The 17,471-nt window shown below is 67.5% G+C and carries 16 protein-coding genes; 8 read left to right on the top strand and 8 right to left on the bottom strand.

The annotated features are described in order from the left end of the window. The first annotated feature begins 91 nt into the window (after positions 1 to 91). From ENSA7_RS25590 to ENSA7_RS25565, 3 genes are all read left to right on the top strand, one after another. Complete coding sequence (locus ENSA7_RS25590) at positions 92 to 1,471, top strand: DUF58 domain-containing protein (protein ID WP_106091972.1); 1,380 nt, start codon at positions 92 to 94, stop codon at positions 1,469 to 1,471. Continuing rightward, entirely contained in the window at positions 1,472 to 4,030 is a 2,559-nt protein-coding gene (locus ENSA7_RS42490; protein WP_146158121.1) for a transglutaminase-like domain-containing protein, read from the top strand. Between the two features lie 112 nt (positions 4,031 to 4,142). Next, the gene (locus ENSA7_RS25565; RefSeq protein WP_146158120.1) at positions 4,143 to 4,607 is read left to right on the top strand and encodes a hypothetical protein; all 465 of its coding nucleotides are present in this window, start codon (positions 4,143 to 4,145) and stop codon (positions 4,605 to 4,607) included. A gap of 32 nt (positions 4,608 to 4,639) precedes the next feature. Here the strand turns inward: ENSA7_RS25565 and ENSA7_RS44160 are convergent, their stop codons facing one another. From ENSA7_RS44160 to ENSA7_RS25540, 5 genes are all read right to left on the bottom strand, one after another. Next, a complete protein-coding gene (locus tag ENSA7_RS44160) occupies positions 4,640 to 5,317 on the bottom strand; it encodes a hypothetical protein (RefSeq protein WP_181234099.1) in 678 nt (225 codons plus the stop codon). Positions 5,318 to 5,573: 256 nt separating this feature from the next. Next, positions 5,574 to 7,601 carry an alpha-amylase family glycosyl hydrolase gene (locus ENSA7_RS25555; RefSeq protein ID WP_106091967.1) on the bottom strand — a complete coding sequence of 676 codons (2,028 nt, stop codon included), beginning with the start codon at positions 7,599 to 7,601 and terminating at the stop codon, positions 5,574 to 5,576. Positions 7,602 to 7,629: 28 nt separating this feature from the next. Further along, positions 7,630 to 7,992 (bottom strand): hypothetical protein, encoded by a 363-nt coding sequence (locus ENSA7_RS25550; protein ID WP_146158119.1) that lies wholly within the window; start codon positions 7,990 to 7,992, stop codon positions 7,630 to 7,632. Positions 7,993 to 8,062: 70 nt separating this feature from the next. Next, positions 8,063 to 9,442, bottom strand: a complete 1,380-nt coding sequence (locus ENSA7_RS25545; protein ID WP_146158118.1) for a glycosyltransferase family protein — start codon at positions 9,440 to 9,442, stop codon at positions 8,063 to 8,065. Between the two features lie 52 nt (positions 9,443 to 9,494). Then, a complete protein-coding gene (locus ENSA7_RS25540; protein ID WP_146158117.1) occupies positions 9,495 to 10,349 on the bottom strand; it encodes a fibro-slime domain-containing protein in 855 nt (284 codons plus the stop codon). Between the two features lie 116 nt (positions 10,350 to 10,465). Between ENSA7_RS25540 and ENSA7_RS25535 the strand changes: the two genes are divergently transcribed. Next, positions 10,466 to 12,082 carry a phytoene desaturase family protein gene (locus ENSA7_RS25535; protein ID WP_106091963.1) on the top strand — a complete coding sequence of 539 codons (1,617 nt, stop codon included), beginning with the start codon at positions 10,466 to 10,468 and terminating at the stop codon, positions 12,080 to 12,082. Between the two features lie 18 nt (positions 12,083 to 12,100). Here ENSA7_RS25535 and ENSA7_RS45860 read toward each other — a convergent pair whose 3' ends face one another. Further along, positions 12,101 to 12,229, bottom strand: coding sequence for a hypothetical protein (locus ENSA7_RS45860; RefSeq protein WP_280524037.1), 129 nt, complete (start codon positions 12,227 to 12,229; stop codon positions 12,101 to 12,103). Positions 12,230 to 12,837: 608 nt separating this feature from the next. Between ENSA7_RS45860 and ENSA7_RS25525 the strand changes: the two genes are divergently transcribed. Both ENSA7_RS25525 and ENSA7_RS25520 read left to right on the top strand, forming a co-directional pair. Then, a complete protein-coding gene (locus ENSA7_RS25525) occupies positions 12,838 to 13,389 on the top strand; it encodes a BON domain-containing protein (protein ID WP_181234098.1) in 552 nt (183 codons plus the stop codon). Positions 13,390 to 13,424: 35 nt separating this feature from the next. Continuing rightward, on the top strand, positions 13,425 to 13,622 hold the full coding sequence (locus tag ENSA7_RS25520) for a CsbD family protein (RefSeq protein WP_106091960.1): 198 nt from the start codon (positions 13,425 to 13,427) through the stop codon (positions 13,620 to 13,622). A gap of 45 nt (positions 13,623 to 13,667) precedes the next feature. On the opposite strand, the gene ENSA7_RS25515 is transcribed toward ENSA7_RS25520, so the two are convergent. Then, positions 13,668 to 15,131, bottom strand: a complete 1,464-nt coding sequence (locus tag ENSA7_RS25515; RefSeq protein ID WP_106091959.1) for a sigma-54-dependent transcriptional regulator — start codon at positions 15,129 to 15,131, stop codon at positions 13,668 to 13,670. 294 nt (positions 15,132 to 15,425) lie between these two features. On the opposite strand from ENSA7_RS25515, the gene ENSA7_RS25510 reads away from it, so the two are divergent. Together ENSA7_RS25510 and ENSA7_RS25505 are read left to right on the top strand one after the other, a co-directional pair. Then, positions 15,426 to 15,866: a DUF2383 domain-containing protein gene (locus ENSA7_RS25510; RefSeq protein WP_146158116.1), complete on the top strand. Its 441-nt coding sequence runs from the start codon at positions 15,426 to 15,428 to the stop codon at positions 15,864 to 15,866. 93 nt (positions 15,867 to 15,959) lie between these two features. Then, positions 15,960 to 16,139 carry a DUF1328 domain-containing protein gene (locus tag ENSA7_RS25505; RefSeq protein ID WP_106091957.1) on the top strand — a complete coding sequence of 60 codons (180 nt, stop codon included), beginning with the start codon at positions 15,960 to 15,962 and terminating at the stop codon, positions 16,137 to 16,139. 66 nt (positions 16,140 to 16,205) lie between these two features. Here ENSA7_RS25505 and ENSA7_RS44155 read toward each other — a convergent pair. Next, the coding region (locus ENSA7_RS44155; RefSeq protein ID WP_181234097.1) for a hypothetical protein at positions 16,206 to 17,471 on the bottom strand (1,266 nt) is incomplete at its 5' end.

The raw sequence follows: 17,471 nt of genomic DNA, 5'->3' as shown, positions 1-17,471 counted from the left end.
GAGCCGGGATGACCCCTCTGGCAGGGATCGTGACCCGATCGGATGCCGCGTGGGGGTCATAGCTGCTAGCATCGACCGCTCGCCGCCCCCCGTGCCCCGCTCCGCGACAGCCCCCCCGCGCCGCAACACCAAGCTCAGCCGGGCTTGGGGCGCGACGAAGCACTTCATGACCCGCGCGATGGGCCCGTTCCCGATCACGCCGCTGGGGCTGCTGGTCACGCTGGGCTGCGGCCACGCGCTGATCAACTACGGGTTTGGCCGGATCGATCTGGTGCTCCTGGTCATCGGCGCGGTCGGGGTGGGGCTCGCCGCGGTCGGCCTGCTCGCAACCCTGACTGGCGCGCTGGTGTTGTGGCTGCGCCAGCGCAAGCGCCCGGCCGAGAGCTCGCTCGACGTCGAGTGCGGGTATCCGGTGCCCACCGGGTTTTGGCTGCCGCGGCTGCGCTGGCTGCCGTTCGTGGCGATCAGCTGGCGCTGGCTCGAGCCCGAGGCCCAGGTCCGCATCGTGCCCCGGCGCGGCCGCCTGCGCGAAGAGGTCATCGCCTCGCGGCGCGGCCGGGTCGGCGCGGTGATCCGCGAGCTCGAGATCGGCGACATCTTTGGGCTCTCGCAGATCCGCCTGCGGGTGGCCGAGCAGCGCAAGGTCCGGTTCGTGCCCTCGGTCGGCCAGCTCAAACGCGTGGATGTGATCCGCGGCATGGCGGGCGGCGACGACATCTCGCACCCCGAGGGTCCACAGGAGGGCGAACTCTACGATCTGCGCGCCTACACCCCCGGCGATCCGATCCGGTTCGTGCTGTGGAAGGTGTTCGCGCGCACCCGGCAGCTGGTCGTGCGGGCGCCCGAGCGCGCGCTCAGCCCGATCCGTCAGACCTGCGCGTACCTGGTCGCGGGCGGCAGCGACGAGCCAGCGGCTGGCGCGGCGCGGCTGGCCGTCGAGCTCGGCGCGCTGGGGACCGACTGGGTCCTGGGCGCCGACGGCAGCACCGACGACGCGACCCGCAAAGATCAGGCCGTCGACGTGCTCGCCCGCTCGGCCGACGTGCAAGAGCCGGTCGGCGGCAAGGGCTTGGGCGCGTTCTTGCAGCGGCGCGGCCAGCAAGCCAGCATCGGCCGCGCCGTCGTGTTCGTGCCCGGGCGCCCGGGTCCGTGGCTCGCCAGCGTGACCGAGCAGTGCAAGCACGTCGGCGGCCGCGGCGGGCGGATCGACTTCGTGGTCGGCACCGACGGGATCACGCCACCGCCCAAGCGCAAGTGGCTGGCGCGCCTCGCCGTCCGCGAGGCCGCGCCAGAGATCCCGCCCGGCGCGACCGCCCCGGTCACCACCGAGCAGGTCGGCGAGGTCGTGCGCAGGCTGTCCAGCATCGGCAACGTGATCGTCGTCGACCGCGCCGCCGGTCGGGTGTTCGCGGGCGGCCACCTGAGCGCGCTCGGAACCCCCGGCGCACGCGGAACACGACAGGCGAGCTAGATGGGTCGACGCGAACTACAACAAGAGCTCGAGCGGCTCGAGGCCGAGCACACCGGCCGCCCGGTCAAGCCGCCCACGACCATGGGTGAGCGCTTGCTCGCCTGGCTGCGGGCCAGCCGTCACCTGATCCGCGCGGGGGCCATGGCCATGGCCGCGCTCGCGCTCGCGTGGGGCATCGCGACCTCGGCCGGGCTGGTCGCGGCCATGCTCGGCGCGGTCGCGGGGGTCGCCAGCGGTGAGCTGCTCGCGCGGACCAAGACCCGGCTGATCGCGCTGGTCGTCGCGATCGTCGCTGCGGCAGGGCTCGGCTGGTGGGTCGCGGATCTCGTGACCGAGGTCCGGGTGATCCCCGCCGCGATCGGCCCCGGCGCCACGCTGGGGCTGAGCTCGGTGCTGCGCTTCTTCGTGCTCGCGCTCGGGGTCACGGGCGCGCTGCGGGTCATGGCCGCCCGCCACAAGGCCCTGATCGGCCTCGAGCTCGCGGTGGTTGGCGCCAGCGTGGCCTCGATGTTCGCCAGCCACCGCGAGGGCGTGATCGCCCGGCCGCTGTGGCTGTCCGACTGGGCCTGGCAGCACGGCTATGATCCGGCCGACGTGCTGCTCACGATCGGCGCGATCTCGGTCGTCGTGCTCGCGAGCTTGCTGGTGGCCGAGTCCGAGCGTCGGGTCTCGCTGGCCTCGATCGGCGGGCTCTTGGTCATCGTGATGCTCGCGCTGCTGTTGTTGCAGGTCGAAGGCCTGCCACAGCCGCAGGCCAACAGTGATCTGGGCCTGACCGAGTCACAGATCGGCGATCCACCCAAGCCCACGGAGAGCGGCGGCTACGGCCCCGGCGGCGACAAGAAGCCAGACGAGGGTGACGGCGAGGGCCAAGAAAAAACCCAGGACAAGCAGGGCCAAGGCGGTGGTGGCCAGCAGCAGCAGGACCAGCAGGGCCAAGGCGGCGGTCAGGGCCAGCAGCAGCAAGACCAACAGGGCCAGGGCGGCGGCCAGGGCCAGCAGCAAGACCAACAGGGCCAAGGCGGCGGTCAGCAGCAACAGCAAGACCAGCAGGGCCAGGGCCAGGGCCAGCAACAGCAAGACCAACAGGGCCAGGGCCAAGGTCAGCAGCAGCAAGACCAGCAGGGCGGCCAGGGCCAGCAGCAGCAGCAGCCCAACCTCGATCAACAACCGTCCGAGGGCACCAAGCCCGCGCCCATGGCCGTGGTCCTGCTCGGCGACGACTACAGCCCGCCCACGCAGGCGTTCTACTTTCGCCAGGACGCGTGGTCACACTTCAACGGCTCGCGGCTGGTCGCCCCGGTCCGTCCCGACGTCGACAAGGACATCCTGCGGCGATTTCCAGCCCGCCCCACCAACGTCCCCGAGATCCCGCCCGAGGCGCTGCACACCACCGTCCACGCCGACGTGGTGCTGCTGGCCAAGCACGCCCAGCCGTTCGCGCTCGAGTCGGCGATCTCCATGAAGCCCGAGCTCAACCCCAACCCCGCGCGGTTCCTGCGAGCCTACAGCTTCGTCTCGCTCGCGCCCGACTACGAGTTCGAGCAGCTCATTGGTCACGCGCCCGGGGACTCGACCTGGACCGACGCGCAATGGCAATTTTACACGGCGCTGCCCGACGACCCGCGCTATCGGGATCTCGCCAATGAGCTGATCCAGGAGCTCCCCGCCCAGTACGGCCAAGACCCATTCATGCGCGCGCTGGCGATCAAGCTGTGGATGGACCGCGAGCTGACCTACTCGACCGCCGAGCGCCACGCTGGCGTGGCCGAGCCGACTGGTGACTTCCTGTTTGGCAATCGCATCGGATATTGCGTGCACTTTGCCCACGCCGCCGTGTACATGTGGCGCAGCCTGGGGATCCCCGCCCGGGTCGGCACCGGGTATCACATCACGGAGGACGAGCGCCGCGGCTCCACGATCGTGATCCGAGGCAGCGACGCCCACGCCTGGCCCGAGCTGTACCTCGAGGGCGTCGGCTGGGTGATCCTCGACATCGCCGCCCAGCAAAACCTGGATCCGCCGGGCACTCCGATGGACGACGATCTCGCCGACCTGTTGGGCGACATGGCCCGCAACGAGACCGACGAAGCCGGCGAGGACGGCGAAGAGCCGGCCGAGCGCCGCAATTTTGGGCGCGACATCGCGTTCGGGTTCCTGTTCTTCCTGCTCATCGCCGTGCTGGTCCTCTACGCCGCCAAGGTCTGGCGCCGCGTGATCCCCCGGTACGCCGCGCAGAAGCACCTGCCCCGGGTCGGCTACCGCGCCGCGATCGACATGCTCAGCGACGCCGGGCTCACGCGCCGCTACGGCGAGACCCGCGAGGCGTTCGCCCGCCGGCTCGACAAGCGCGCGCCCAGCCTCGCCGGTCTCACGTCGATGCACGTCGCCGCCGCGCTCGGTGATCCCAGCGTGCCGATGCCCGAGCGGCCCGAGTTCAACACCAACGTCTGGCACGAGGGCCTCGCGGGCATCCGCGGCGAGCTGCCCCTCTCGGCGCCTTTGTGGCGACGGGCGCTCGGTGTCATTGACCCGACGACGGTGCTGCGCGCTCGCTAATCCTGGCACTTCGGGTCCAGGTCGCATCGGCCGTGCAGTGCCTGCGCGCCAGCGCGCATGAACGTGTAGATGTTGCGGCTGGCCAATAGGCATGAAGAGCTAGGCTCCAACAATGGACGCCCGGATATCGATCACCGAAGGTATGATCGTCTTGCTGGACTTCGCCCTGGCGATTGGGGGCGTCCTGAGCGGCGTCGCGTTGCTGTCGGCAACCGACGGCACCAATCTGGGGTGGAGCACCGACTCGCTGGTTGGCACGGCCTTTAGCGACTACACGGTCCCTGCCCTGATGTTTCTGCTGCTCAACGGGATCTTTCCGCTGGTGGTCGCTATCGCCACGCTGCAGCGTCGGCCGTGGTCATTGTGGGGGCACCTGGTCATGGGCGGATTGTCGGTCGCCTGGATCGGCGGACTGATCATGATGATCGGATATATCTCGCTGCTCCAGCCGATCTTTGGAGCGATCGCGTTCGTCATCACCACGCTCGCGCTCGTCGTGATGAGTCAGGCTCGCAACGAGAGCCGGATTCGTGAGCTCGCACCGTCGAGGCGCATCGCGCCCGCCGGCGTTCGGTGACCGCTGCCGCCTTGGAGGCCCGTCGCGGCTGGTCAACACTGCGTGCACGAACACGACGCATCGCAGCCCGGCATGCTCGCGGGCTGCGACTTCTCCTTGTCGATGCACGTCGCACTGCACGCTCCGGCGCCGCACTCGACCGAAGTGCCCTTGCACGCGTTGGTCGAGGCCCCGCAGGTGATCGAGCACGAGCCCTGACCACACCTCAACGGGAGGTCCCCGCACGCATCGTTGCCGCCTTCGCAGCTCAGCGAGCAAGCGTAGAGCTCCGGACAGGTCACGCTGCCTGTGTCGCAGGCGTCGCTACCTTGGCAGATCACTGCACATTCGTAGTCCTGGGGGCATACGATATCGAGCCCCTCGCACACGCTGCTTCCCGTGCACTCGATCGTGCACACGTTGCCGCTGCAGCTGGTGCAGATGGCCGGGCACTGATCGCTGCCCGGAGCAACGGGGTCGGTGCAGTCGCCATCGCCCGTCGTGGGGTCACCGTCACCATCGCCGTCGCCGTCGCCGTCGCCGTCCCCGTCGCCGTCGCCGTCGCCGTCACCGTCGCCATCGCCGTCACCGTCGCCATCGCCGTCGCCGTCTCCGTCTCCGTCGCCGTCGCCGTTCTCAACGCCGCTGCTCTCATCCAGAGCCACGCTGGTCGCGGCGCTGTTCCGAGTGTCGGTGCCATCACCCACGAACAGCGGGTTGATGTCGATCAAACACCCGCACAAATTTAACGAGACGAGCATTGCCGCCGCCGCACCACAACTTTCAGACGCGCCCGTGACAGCCATGTCAGCCACTCCGTGCCAACAGTATAGACCGTGCGCACCCGAGCTTGATCGCGCGTTCGCAGCGCCAAGACAAATCGCGCTTACCCGACTCGCGCGGCCACAGCGTCATTGCCCAGCTGCGTTCGCGCCAGACATGCCGCAAACTTTTCGCTCAGGCGGATCGCCGCCCTAGCCCGAGTGTTCACTCGATCACGAACACGTACGCGCTCTGATCCTCGACGTCCGCCACAAACCCGTCGCTCGCCAGCTGGGCCAGCGTCACGCCAGCCACCATCACGTCGACCCCACCGCTGCGATCGAGCACCTTCCTCACCTCGACCTCCGCCGCCAACCCAGCCGCGTCCAGCAGATCCTGTGGCAGCCGCACCGGCCCTGCGGCGCTCTGGCCCGGCGTGAAGTTGGCCACCACCACCAGCAACCGCCCCGCGCCTGGCTGGAACCGAGCGAACGTATAAAACCCGTCCGGGCAGTCCACGAACATGCCCGGGTTATTGAAGTACTCGAGACCCCAGTAGCTAGACCCCAGCGCCGCCGGATCCTGCGCGAGCGCCAGCAAGTCCGCGTAAAAGCTCCGCAGCGCGACCTGCTCGGCCGCCAGGCCACCACCATCGAACGCGCCATCGTTGACCCACTTGGACAGCTGCTCGAGCGACCAATAGTCGAAGATCGACGTCCGCCCGTCGTCCTTGCCAAACCCCTCTTCGCCGCCGCCGACCTCGCCGACCTCCTGGCCGTTGTAGACCAGCACGGGGCCGTTGCTGTACAGGAACGCCAGCGGCGCCAGCTGGTAGCCCGCGGCCGCCGAGCCAAACCCAGAGTCGTCGGGGTTCGGCCCCTGCACGATCGGCGAGGCGATCCGCCGCTCGTCGTGGTTCTCCAGATACTGGGCATAGCGAGGCCGCGCGTCGTCGTCGAGCGCCAACATGACGTTCGCGTACGAGCTCTGCGACGCGTTGCCCTGATACAGCCGCTTGAGCTCGTCGTACGACGCGTCGTGGTACACGGCGTCAAACCCCGCAGCCAGCAGCCCGTCCAGATCGGCGTAGGCCTCGGCGATGAAGTACACGTCTGGATCCCGCCCGCGGGCCTGATCGATCAACCATTCCCACGCCGGGGCCGGGACAAAGTGGGCAAAGTCGCAGCGGAACCCGTCTACGCCGTGATCCTGCCAGTACGCAATGATCGCGTCCATCTTCACCCAGGTGTCAGGCATCGGATCAAACGCCTCGACCTGGTTGGCAAAGTCAAACCCCCAATTGAGCTTGATGGTCTCGTACCAGTCGGTGTCCGCGGGCGACGGTGAGCTCTGGTTGTTCCCGGTGACCTTGGGCGTGTTCCCGGGGCTGCCGTCCTCAGGCGGAAACGCGCCGTCAAAGCTGAACCCCGGCGGGTTCCACCCCGGCGGCTTGGTCAGGCTCAGGCTCTGCCCTGGCAGGTAGAAAAAATTGTTGCTGGGCGCAAAGAACACGCCCTGATTGTCATCGGCCCCAAAGTCGGTGTCCGGCTCCACGACCGAGGCGTAGCTGCGCGCGACGTGGTTGGGCACGAAGTCGATCAACACCCGCAGCTGCGCAGCGTGAACCCGCGCGACCAGCTGATCGAACTCCTGCATGCGCATGGTCGGGTCCATCGCGTAGTCTGGGCTGACATCGTAGTAATCGCGGACCGCGTAGAACGAACCGGCGCGGCCCTTGACGATGTCAGGGTCATCGGCGGGCATGCCGTAGCCCTGGTAGTTGGTCAGGGTCGCCTGGCGCAGCACCCCCGTCAGCCACACGTGGGTGACCCCGAGGCCGACCAGCTCGTCGAGCGCGACCTCGTCGATGTCGCTGAACTTGCCGACGCCGTTCTGCGCCAGGGAGCCGTCGACGGCCCGGGTTTGGTTGGTGTTTCCGAAGTGCCGCACGACCAGCTGGTAGATGACGGATCGCTCGCCGACTGGGTCGCCGTCACCGTCACCGTCGCCGTCACCGTCACCGTCACCGTCGCCGTCGCCGGGATCCCCGTCGCCATCACCATCGCCATCGCCGTCGCCATCGCCGTCGCCGTCGCCGTCACCAGGATCCCCGTCGCCGTCGCCCGTGAAGGTCGTCGTCGCGATCTCTTCGGTCCCGGTCCCGAACCCAAGGCTCTCGTCGACCGAGTCGTCGCCCCGACAGGCGGTCGAGAGCAGCACCACAGACACACAGGTGAGCAACGAGCGGGACATCACCGGATGATACGCCGGCGCGCGGCGCTCAAAAACAGATCGACCGCGCTTGCCCGGCAGACTCGATCTGTTCACAGCGCATCCCGGTTGGACATGTCCCGCTGGCGCTGCACTCGAGCGCGCAGACCCCCTCCCCCTCGACGGTCAGACAGGTCGTGGGCTCGCCGAGCTCGGTCGCGCAGCCCTGCTCGCATGGGTAGGTGCAAAAGCCCGGTTCGTTGGCGGGATGTACACACCACTCGTCGAAGCAATCGCTCGCGTCCATGCACTCGCCGTAGAGCTCGCCGGGCTCCGGGCCGCCGGTCTCGCCCTCCTCGTTGTCGACGATGCCTCGATCCGCGCAGCCAGCCACAGCCAGCAGCAACACCAATTCGAACAGTCGTTTGGTCACCGCCGAGTAGACACCAGGTCCGTCCGCGATTTCCGAGCGCTCAAAGCCAATTTCAGGCGTCACTCGGCGCCTACCGCTGCCCGTCGAAGGCCGCGGGGATCGTCCGCATCGAGGCACGAACACGCTCGACCCAGCGCTGGGGGATCGCTTCGCCGTCCCAGTCGTAGAAGCTCGGCACGACCTCGGTCTCCAGCAGCGCGAACAGCATCCGCGAGTCGACGGCGTCCTGGGCGGCCTGCTCGTCGAACATCCGCTCGCCACCCAGGGTCCAGCCGAGCTGATGGTCGTCCTCGCTGGCGACCTCCGGCCACCAGCCCTCGGCGATCGAGAGGTTCAAGCCGCCGTTGGCTGCCGCCCGGATCCCCCAGCTCTCGCCCGGCCGACCTCGCGTGGCGGTCCCCAACCATAGATCGACACCCTCGGTCAGGATCCGCGCGACCTCCAGGTTCCAGTCGGGCACGAACACGATCCGCCCCTCGAAGCGAGGGTCACACGAGAGCTCGATGAGCTTGGCCAGCTGCGCCTGACCATGTTCGTCGTCAGGATCGGCGGCGCCAGAGCAGACCATGCGCACGGCGTGGAGGGGATCATCGAGCAACCGACCGAGGCGCGCGAGATCGTGGAACAACAGATCCGTGCGCAGCCCGGCCCCGAGCCGCCCGGCGCAGCCGATCCACAGCGCGTCCGAGTCCCCGGCCGGCAACCCGCGCGCGTACAGCCGCTCGATCATGTGCTCACGCGCCCGCGCACGCAGGTTCCACAGCGCCCGGGGCTTGAGCTTGGCCACGCTCGCGGCGAGGTTGGCCCCGCGGATCGGGGCGCCGCCGAGCGCGAGGGTCTCGACCACGTCCGCGGCCGTCCAGCTGGGCAGGTGCACCCGCGCCTGGACAACCTGCCCGCCCGCGTGGTGCTGGACCCGCGCGTGCACCCCGATCGCGGCGAGCACCGGCTCACTGGCGCTCCCCAGCAGGGCGTCCTGGCGGGACCGCATGGTCGAACCAGGCGAGCTCGGGCGCAGGCACAGCTCGCGCGCGTCGGGGCCGTTGTCCGCCACGTGGGTGTCGAGCAGCAGCAGCCGAACCCCGCCGATCACCTGCGCCCACACGCCCAGGTCAATCTGCTGATCCAGGTGGGTGACCATCACGCACAGCGGCGCGCCGTCGGCTCCGTTCACCCGCTCGAGCGACAGCTTCTCGAGGTCGACGTCGGCCTCGACCACCCGAAACTGCCCGTCTTCCTCGACCTCGTGGGTCACGAACACGCGGCGATACAGCAGCCCGATCGCGACCATCGCCCGGCCCTGATCGCTCGCGGACCGGAGCGCGTCGCCGGCCTGCAGCCCCGGCTCGCCCACGAATCCGCCGAGCGGGGGTTCGATCGCAAACTCGGCACAGACATACGCGAGCATGGTCGGGTCAGGCTGTGCAGGGAGATCGCTCGACGTTGTCACGTCGCCCAGCATCCCGCGCTCAGGCCGTCACCACAACCGCCAACCAGGGGTGTCACTCGACAGGCGTGAAGCAGGCGATCGTGGTCTCGATTCGAAACGTGGAGTCGGTCGAGCGGCGCTCCGCGTGGAAGATGTCCATCGGGTAGCTCTTGCCCGGCGTCAGCCCGAGCTGGTCGAGCGTCGCGGTGCCCGACTGCGCCGGGTGCAGGCCGCCAAGATCGATGACCAGCTCACCATCGATGAACAGCCACAGATCATCGTCGCCAATGAAGGTGAAGGTCTGCCCAGCCTCGTAGATGAAGGTGGTGTGGATCTCGGTGGTGAACAAGAAATTGTGGGCGACGCCCATGCCGTCGGTCAGGCCCTCGTCGCCCCAGCCCATCGCGTCGATCGGGAAGAAGGTCTGATCGTCGAACACCTGCAGGTCCTCGCCCTCGGGCATCAGCGGCAGCGAGATCGAGAACGACTGATTCACGCCGTCGACGTCCGCGTACCACTGCGCGAAGTTGTCGGCGCTGGTCATCTGCGGCGGATCCACGACCAGACCGCTGAACACCGGCTTTTGATCGGCGCCCAGCATCGGCTCGACCAGCCCCGGCGTGGCCACGTCGCCGCTGAACGCCTGAAAGTCGGGGTGACCCACCCGAAAGTCACGGATCGTCGCGACAATGTCCGCACATTCTCCGCCGACGGTGTCGCCGGAGGTGCCCTCGGTCTCGTCGCCAGACATGTCGAGCTTGGGCCCACCGGTGGTCTCGTCCGTGCCGCCCGTGTCGGCGTCGTCTCCGTCGCCGCTGCCGAGCGAGGTGGCGCCCAGCGTCACGCCCGTGCCGGTCTCAGTCCCGGGCTCGCCCCTACAGGCCAACAGCGCGAGGGCGACCAGGGCAACAACAGGCAAGCGACGCACACCCGATCGTCGCCCAACAACGCGCGAGCGCGCAAGCACGGCGAGCAGGCCGCGCGCCAGGACCCAGACAGGCGCCGGGGTGGCCGAAGCGCGCCAGGTCCGGTATAGGCGCAGCCGTGACCAAGGTCGGGCGATCCTACAAGCAGAGCGACGTCGACGAGCGCTGGGACGCGATCGTGATCGGCTCGGGGCTCGGCGGCCTGGCCAGCGCCGCGCTGCTCTCGAACATGGGCAAGCGGGTGCTGGTGCTCGAGCGCCACTACGTGATCGGCGGCTTCACGCACACCTTCAAGCGCAAGGGCTACGAGTGGGACGTGGGCGTGCACTACGTCGGCGAGGTCCACCGCGACCGCAGCGTGCTCGGCCAGCTGTTCAACCACATCACCGACGGCGAGCTGAAGTGGGAGGGCATGGGCGAGGTCTACGACCGGATCGTGTTCGGCGACGAAGAGTTTCCGCTGCGCTCGGGCGTGCAAAATTTCAAGGACGGCCTGCGCGAACAATTTCCCGACGCCAAAGACGGCGCCGCGATCGACGAGTACGTCTCGGCCGTGTTCGCCGCGTCCAAGGCCGCGCGCAGCTTTTACGCCGAGAAGGCGCTGTCGGGCGTGGCCGGGTTCGTGGCCGCGCCGTTCATGCGCCGCCCGTACCTGGCCCACACCCGCAAGACCACCTACGAGGTGCTGCGCGGCATCACCGACAACGCCAAGCTGATCGGCGTATTGACCGGACAGTACGGCGACTACGGCCTGCCCCCCAAGCAGAGCGCGTTTGCCATGCACGCCTCGGTCGCCAAGCACTACTTCTTTGGCGGCAATTACCCGATCGGCGGCTCGGCCCGGTTCGCCGAGACCATCGCGCCCAAGATCGAGGCCGGCGGCGGGATGCTGCTGACCAACGCGGGCGTGGACGAGATCGTGATCGAGGACGGCAAGGCGGTCGGCGTCAAGCTCGAGGACGGCCGGGTCCTGCGCGCAGACATGATCATCAGCAACGCCGGGGCGCTCAACACCTACGGCGCGCTGCTGCCCGCCAGCGACCGGGCCCGGGTCGGGTTTGCCCCGCAGCTGCAGCGCATCGAACCGTCCGCCGCGCACCTCAGCCTCTATATTGGGCTCGACAAGTCGGCGGCCGCGCTGAACCTGCCCAAGGCCAACTACTGGATCTACCCGGCCAACGAGTACGACCACGACCGCAACATCCAGCGCTTCGCGGACGACGAGAACGCCCCCTTCCCCGTCATCTACATCTCGTTCCCCGGCGCCAAAGATCCCGACTTCGAGCGCCGCTACCCCGGCAAGAGCACGATCGAGATCATCACCTTCGCCCCGTGGGAGCGGTTCGCCAAGTGGGACGCCAAGCCGTGGAAAAAGCGCGGTGACGAGTACGAGGCCTACAAGGCCGCGTTCTCACAGCGCATGCTCGAGCAGCTGTACGCGGTCGAGCCCCAGACCCGCGACGCGGTCGCCTATCACGAGCTGTCGACGCCGCTGAGCACCAAGCACTTCACCGCGTATCAACACGGTGAGATCTACGGGCTCAGCCACGATCCCGGCCGCTTCGAGGGCAAGTTCTTGCGCCCGCGCTCGCCGATCACGAACCTGTACTTGACCGGACAGGACGTGGTGACGGCCGGGATCGGGGCCGCCCTGTTCTCGGGTTATTTGACGGTCTCCGCGATCACCGGGCGCAACGTGGTCATGGAGACGCTCAACCAGACCGCGGGCGGGTAACGACGCGCTCGTCTCGGACTAAAGTCCGAAGATGCACTGCGCGCCGACGTTGATCGTGCACCCGATGAAGTCGTCGCAGCTCTCGGACCCGCACTGGTCGAGCTGGTCGAGCGCAGCGTCGAGTTCGTCGACTTGACAGTTGGTCATGGCGTCAATGCAGTTATTGCGACACTTCTCTTCGTTTGTCTCGTCTTTGCACAATTTCCGCTGTTCGCAGTAATCCTCGCAAGAATTCCTCACGTCCATGGGCACGTCAAAATCATCCTCATCTTCATCGTCCTGCCGACACGCGCCGAACGTGATGCTGGCAGCGGCTGCCAGAGCAAACAGCATGGGAACGACAATACGGGGGCGTTTGTGGGGATCAGTCATGTGCTTCTCCTTCCCCGATTGTCCCACAACATTGTCGCTTGGCCTGCGCGTTTTCACGCGTCCGCGTTGTCAGCATCGCGCAAAGCTGACGGACTGATCTGATCTCCAGCCGAGCCTGCGACCGGGTGCCGCCCCGAATGTGACGTTTAGGCACAGTTGCGAGCTCAGCGGCCAATTCGACACGGAAGGGCGCGGCGCACGAGCGCGCATGAGACGATCAGCCACGCGTTCGGTGTGGCTCCGAACTTGCAACACCACGTCGCCAGGTTCAGCGAGAACCGGACACAAACGAGAGAACCATGAAACGCATCATTTCCGTCACTCTGTTACCGCTGCTTCTCCTCGCACCAGTGGCTATCTCCGGCTGCGCGACCACCCGAACGATGGACGCTCGAGCCGACGACAATCAGCTCGAGTCTCGGGTTGGCCTCCGACTCAGCGCAGATCCAGACATCCGACGCTACGAGATTGACGTCGACGTCATCGATGGCGTCGTGACCTTGCGCGGCGAGGTCGACAACCAGAGGATCGCTGACAGGGCCGAGCAGGTGGCCCAGACGACCGAAGGCGTCAACAGGGTCGTCAACAAGCTGATGATCGAGTCCGACGAATCGGAGTCTGAGAGCACCCGGAGTGACGCATTGATCTCGGCCGCCGTCGGCGCGCGGCTGCTGGGCGATCCTGAGGTCCGACGCGTCAACATCGACGTCGACGTCGTCGAGGGCGTCGTCTACCTGTCTGGTGTCGTCGAGGACCAGCTGGCCAAGGACAGCGCCGAGCGCATCGCGTCGGCCGTGAAGGGCGTGATTCGCGTCGACAACGAGCTACAGGTCCAGGGCGGTCAGCCTCAGGATCAGGGGCAGGCTCAGGGGCACGGTCAGGAACAGGGTCAAGGGATGGAACACACCAAGGCGTCGAAACAGGACCAGCCCTGAGCAGGGTGAGCGACTCAGGGGAAAGGAGACACACGATGAACTGGACACAAGTCGAGGGAAAGTGGGATGAGCTCGTTGGCAAGGCTCGCACCAAGTGGGGCAAGCTGACCGACCAAGATCTCGAGCAGGCCAAGGGTCGTCGGCAGCAACTCGTCGCCAAGCTTCAGCAACGCTACGGCGAATCCAAGGAGTGGGCCGAGAAACAAGCGGACGAGTTCCTCGCGCAGATCTAGAGAGGCGCCTGAGCGAGCGCGCCGAAAACCACCCGACGCGCTCGCTCAGGCGCCCTCTTGCAGCTCCTGCTGCAAGCCGTCAGGCGAGTCACAGCTCAGCCGATCGAGGCGACGGTAGAGGGTGCGCCTGGCCAGACCCAGGATCTCGGCCGCGCGGCTCTTGTTGCCCTTGACCGCGTGAACGACCTTACGAATATACCGACCCTCCAATTCACTGAGCGTCAGCCATTCTTCGGGTAGCGGCGTCTCGGGCACCTGCTCGCCCAGCTCGTAGTTGCAGATTCTGTCGGGGAGGTCGGCGACGGTCAGCTCGTCGTAGCAGGCCAGCGCGACCGCGCGCTCGATGCAGTTCTCGAGCTCGCGCACGTTGCCCGGCCACTCGTAGGCCAGCAGCTTGGCGGCAACCGCTGCGCTGATCCCCTGGATCGGACGGCCGCTGCGCGTGGCCGCGCGCTCGAGAAAATGCTGGGCCAACAGCAGCACGTCGCGCCCGCGCGCGCGAAGCGGCGGAATGTGCACGTTCACGACGTTGATCCGGTAATACAGGTCTTCTCGAAACCGACCCAGCTCGACCTGCGTCTCGAGGTCGCCGTTTGTCGCCGTGACCACGCGCGCGTCGAAGCCCATCATGCGATCGCTGCCGACCGCGCGAACCTGTCGCTCTTGCAGGGCGCGCAGCAGCTTGGGCTGCATCTCGATCGGCAGCTCGGCGATCTCGTCGAGGAACAAGGTGCCACGGCCCGCCTCCACGAACAGCCCGCTGCGCGCGCGGCTGGCCCCCGTGAACGCGCCGCGAACATGCCCAAACAGCTCGCTCTCGAGCAGCTCACGGGGGATCGCCGCGCAGTTGATCGCCACGAACGGCTCTCGCCCGCGGCGGCTCTGGCGATGCAGCTCGCGAGCGACCAGTTCTTTGCCGACGCCGCTCTCGCCCGTGACGAGCACGGGGACGTCGGCGTCGGCGACCCGCGCGATCAGGCTCTGCGTGCGCGCCAGCGCGGGGCTCTCGCCGATCATCGTGGTGCCGTTCGTACCGTTTGTGCCGTTGGTCGTGCCGTTGGTCGTGCCGTTGTTCGTGCCGTTGTTGGTTGGCTGCGCGGATGGCCCCGACGTGCGCCGCATCTGGCTGACCTCGCGGACCAGCCGGGCCTGTTGCAGCGCGCGCTCGAGCCGTCGCGACACATCTTCGGTGTCGTCGGACTTGGCGACGAAGTCATGCGCTCCCGCGCGCAGCGCCGCGACCACCGTCTGGGTGTCCGCTCGCCCGGTCAGCACGATCGCAGGAATGTCGGGCCAGCCCTCGCGGACGTGCCTGCACAGCTCGAACCCCGTCAGCTCCCCTATTTGAATGTCGGTAATGAGCGCATCAAACGCCTCGCTCTGCAGCAACGCCAGCGCCTGCTCCCCAGAGTGGACCGATCGCGCCTCGTATCCGCGCTCCCTGAGATTGGCGCAGAGTAACTCGCGTGGATCAGCGTCGTCGTCGACGATCAGGATTCGGCTTGTCACGGGGCGTGACCCTAGCAAGCATTGACCTCCACATCCAGTACGCCGGTTCGCCCGTGCCCCGGGTCCGCGCGTCGTCGGTCGCTGACGCTTTCGTCCGACGGACGGGCTGTTGCCATGCGCTGCCATGATTGCAGCACCGATGGCTAATTGTGCGCGGTCATGCATTCCCTGTCGGCACGCGGACAGAGCCAGCAATTTGTACGGTGATTGACTCGCGATGACGCGCGAAATTTCCGATTCAAACCTGACGAACTGCCGCGACGACTGGCCGGTGTCGTGCACACTAGGGACACCATGAACGCCACGTCCACGAAGCAGGATATTGACCACCTCAATGAGTTTTTGCGCGGCGAGCGAGCCGCCGTAGAGACGTATACCCAATGCATCGAGAAGTTCGACGATCCTCAGATGAAGGAGGAGCTCCGCGTCTTGCGTACGTCACACCAAAAGCGCGTGACCCAGATCGAGTCGAGGATCAGGGAGCTCAGCGGTACGCCTGACGCTTCATCGGGTGCCTGGGGGTCGTTCGCCAAGCTCGTCGAGGGCGGGGCGAAGGTGTTTGGCAAGTCAGCCGCGATCAACGTGATCGAGGAGGGCGAGGACCACGGCAAGAACCTCTACAACGACAAGCTGGATTCACTGACGGCGGGCACCCGCGCGTTCATGATCGAGCAGATCATGCCGGAGCAGCGTCGCACCCACGACACCCTCGCTGCCCTCCGGCGCCGCGTCTGACTCAATCCCACTCGACGCAGCGGGGCGCCGTCGCCTCGCTGCCCAGACCGACTCACAGCGTCGATCAACGGCGCACGAACAGGAGAACCAGTCATGCTGTACTACGCACTCGTATTTTTCATCATCGCGATCATCGCCGCGGTGTTTGGGTTCACCGGGATCGCGGCAGGAGCCGCCTCCATCGCGCAGATTCTGTTCTGGGTGTTCTTGGTGTTCGCCGTTGCCACGGGAGTGATTCACCTGCTCAGGCGAGGCAGCGGGGCCCCAGTCTAGACCTCGGTCCGCAGCTCATCAAGCGAGGTGCTCGGGACCCCACCGAGCCCTCGTTTCTGGCTGCCTTCACTCGGACACGGTGACGACGATCTTACCGACGTTGCCGGTCATGCCCGCGCGCATGTGCAGCGCCTTCGGCACGCCGCGGGCCCAGCGACCGTCGATCTCCACGCCAACGTAATAATTGGAGATCGGCAGCGACTCGACGACGAATGTGCCGTTGGTGTCGGTCACGGCCACGTGGGTGGGCTCCACTCCGGCGCAGGGCGAGCGGGTCGGGTCTGGTGGCAGCTCACCGCCAAGCGGAAGTCGGCTGCACAGCTCGACCGTCGCGCCCACGCGCGGCTGCTTCACGCCCGCGACCTCGGTCACGATCGTGGCCTGCAGCCCGCCGGTCCGGACCTGACCGCGAGCCGGCGCCGACGGACCCTGGCCGCTGACGATCAAGTTGGTGATCGCGCCCGACATTTCGACGAGCTCACCGATCGCTATTTCTTGAACGCTGGCTTCGGCGCCCGCGTCGACGAGGGTCAGGCCGTCGTTGGTGCCAACCCAGACCCGGCCGCTGTCGTCGATGGCGAGGCTGCGCAGCGGCTGCCCGGTCCAGCCACCCGCCCGCGCGGGCAGCAGCTCGGTCGTGAGCTCGGGTGTGTCGAGGCGCAGGCGGAGCAGACCGCAGCGACCACCGAGCACCGCCCGCGAGCCGTCGGAGCTGAGCGCGAGCGCAGGGAGCTCACGGCAGTCCCCCGCTGGGGCGACAGCGGGCTTGGCCACACCGTCGGCGTACCGCGCGAGCGTGCAGGTGCTCGGCTCGCCGCCGCAGCCAAGGTGCAGGAACATCGCGCCGCTGCTGGTGGCAGGCCACAGGGCGAGCGGTGCGGTCGGGAGCTCGAGCAGCTGCCATTTGCCCTGCTCGTAGCGGTGGACCGGGCCGTGCTGCAGCCAAGGGATCCCCGCGGCGTCGATCGCCAGGTCGATCGACGCAGCCGGCGACGCGTCACCGAGCTCGGCCAGGGGTGTGATCGTCCAGGTGCCGTCGAAGCGCCCGACCGCCTCGTGTCCCGCAACCCAGAGCTCCCGCCCGTCGAGGCTGTCGAGCGCGACGAGGCTGCCAAGCTGCGTTGCGATCGAGCGATCGATCTCGGCGACCGTCTGGCTCTGGTTGGCGCCCGTGACCCGCTGCACGCCCGACGCCGAGAGCATGAGGAGTTGTTGATCGCGCGCGACCAGGTCGATGATCGGCGAGCGCGTGGGGACGTGTAGATGCAGGCCGCCGTCGTCGAGGCGGTAGATGCCGACGCCGTCGATGCCAAGGTACGCGAAGGTTGGCAG

Source organism: Enhygromyxa salina, assembly GCF_002994635.1.
Classification (GTDB): domain Bacteria; phylum Myxococcota_A; class Polyangia; order Nannocystales; family Nannocystaceae; genus Plesiocystis; species Plesiocystis salina_B.
The sequence above is the reverse complement of the archived record's forward strand: the minus strand, read 5'-3'. Positions and strand labels throughout refer to the sequence as shown.

Excerpts from the sequence above, each read along its gene's own strand:
- ENSA7_RS25520 (WP_106091960.1), top strand. The coding sequence starts at position 13,425 with ATGAACTGGACACAAGTCGAGGGAAAGTGGGATGAGCTCGTTGGCAAG.
- ENSA7_RS42490 (WP_146158121.1), top strand. The coding sequence starts at position 1,472 with ATGGGTCGACGCGAACTACAACAAGAGCTCGAGCGGCTCGAGGCCGAG.
- ENSA7_RS25565 (WP_146158120.1), top strand. The coding sequence starts at position 4,143 with ATGGACGCCCGGATATCGATCACCGAAGGTATGATCGTCTTGCTGGAC.
- ENSA7_RS25555 (WP_106091967.1), bottom strand. The coding sequence starts at position 7,601 with ATGTCCCGCTCGTTGCTCACCTGTGTGTCTGTGGTGCTGCTCTCGACC.
- ENSA7_RS25510 (WP_146158116.1), top strand. The coding sequence starts at position 15,426 with ATGAACGCCACGTCCACGAAGCAGGATATTGACCACCTCAATGAGTTT.
- ENSA7_RS25525 (WP_181234098.1), top strand. The coding sequence starts at position 12,838 with ATGGACGCTCGAGCCGACGACAATCAGCTCGAGTCTCGGGTTGGCCTC.
- ENSA7_RS45860 (WP_280524037.1), bottom strand. The coding sequence starts at position 12,229 with ATGACCAACTGTCAAGTCGACGAACTCGACGCTGCGCTCGACCAGCTC.
- ENSA7_RS25505 (WP_106091957.1), top strand. The coding sequence starts at position 15,960 with ATGCTGTACTACGCACTCGTATTTTTCATCATCGCGATCATCGCCGCG.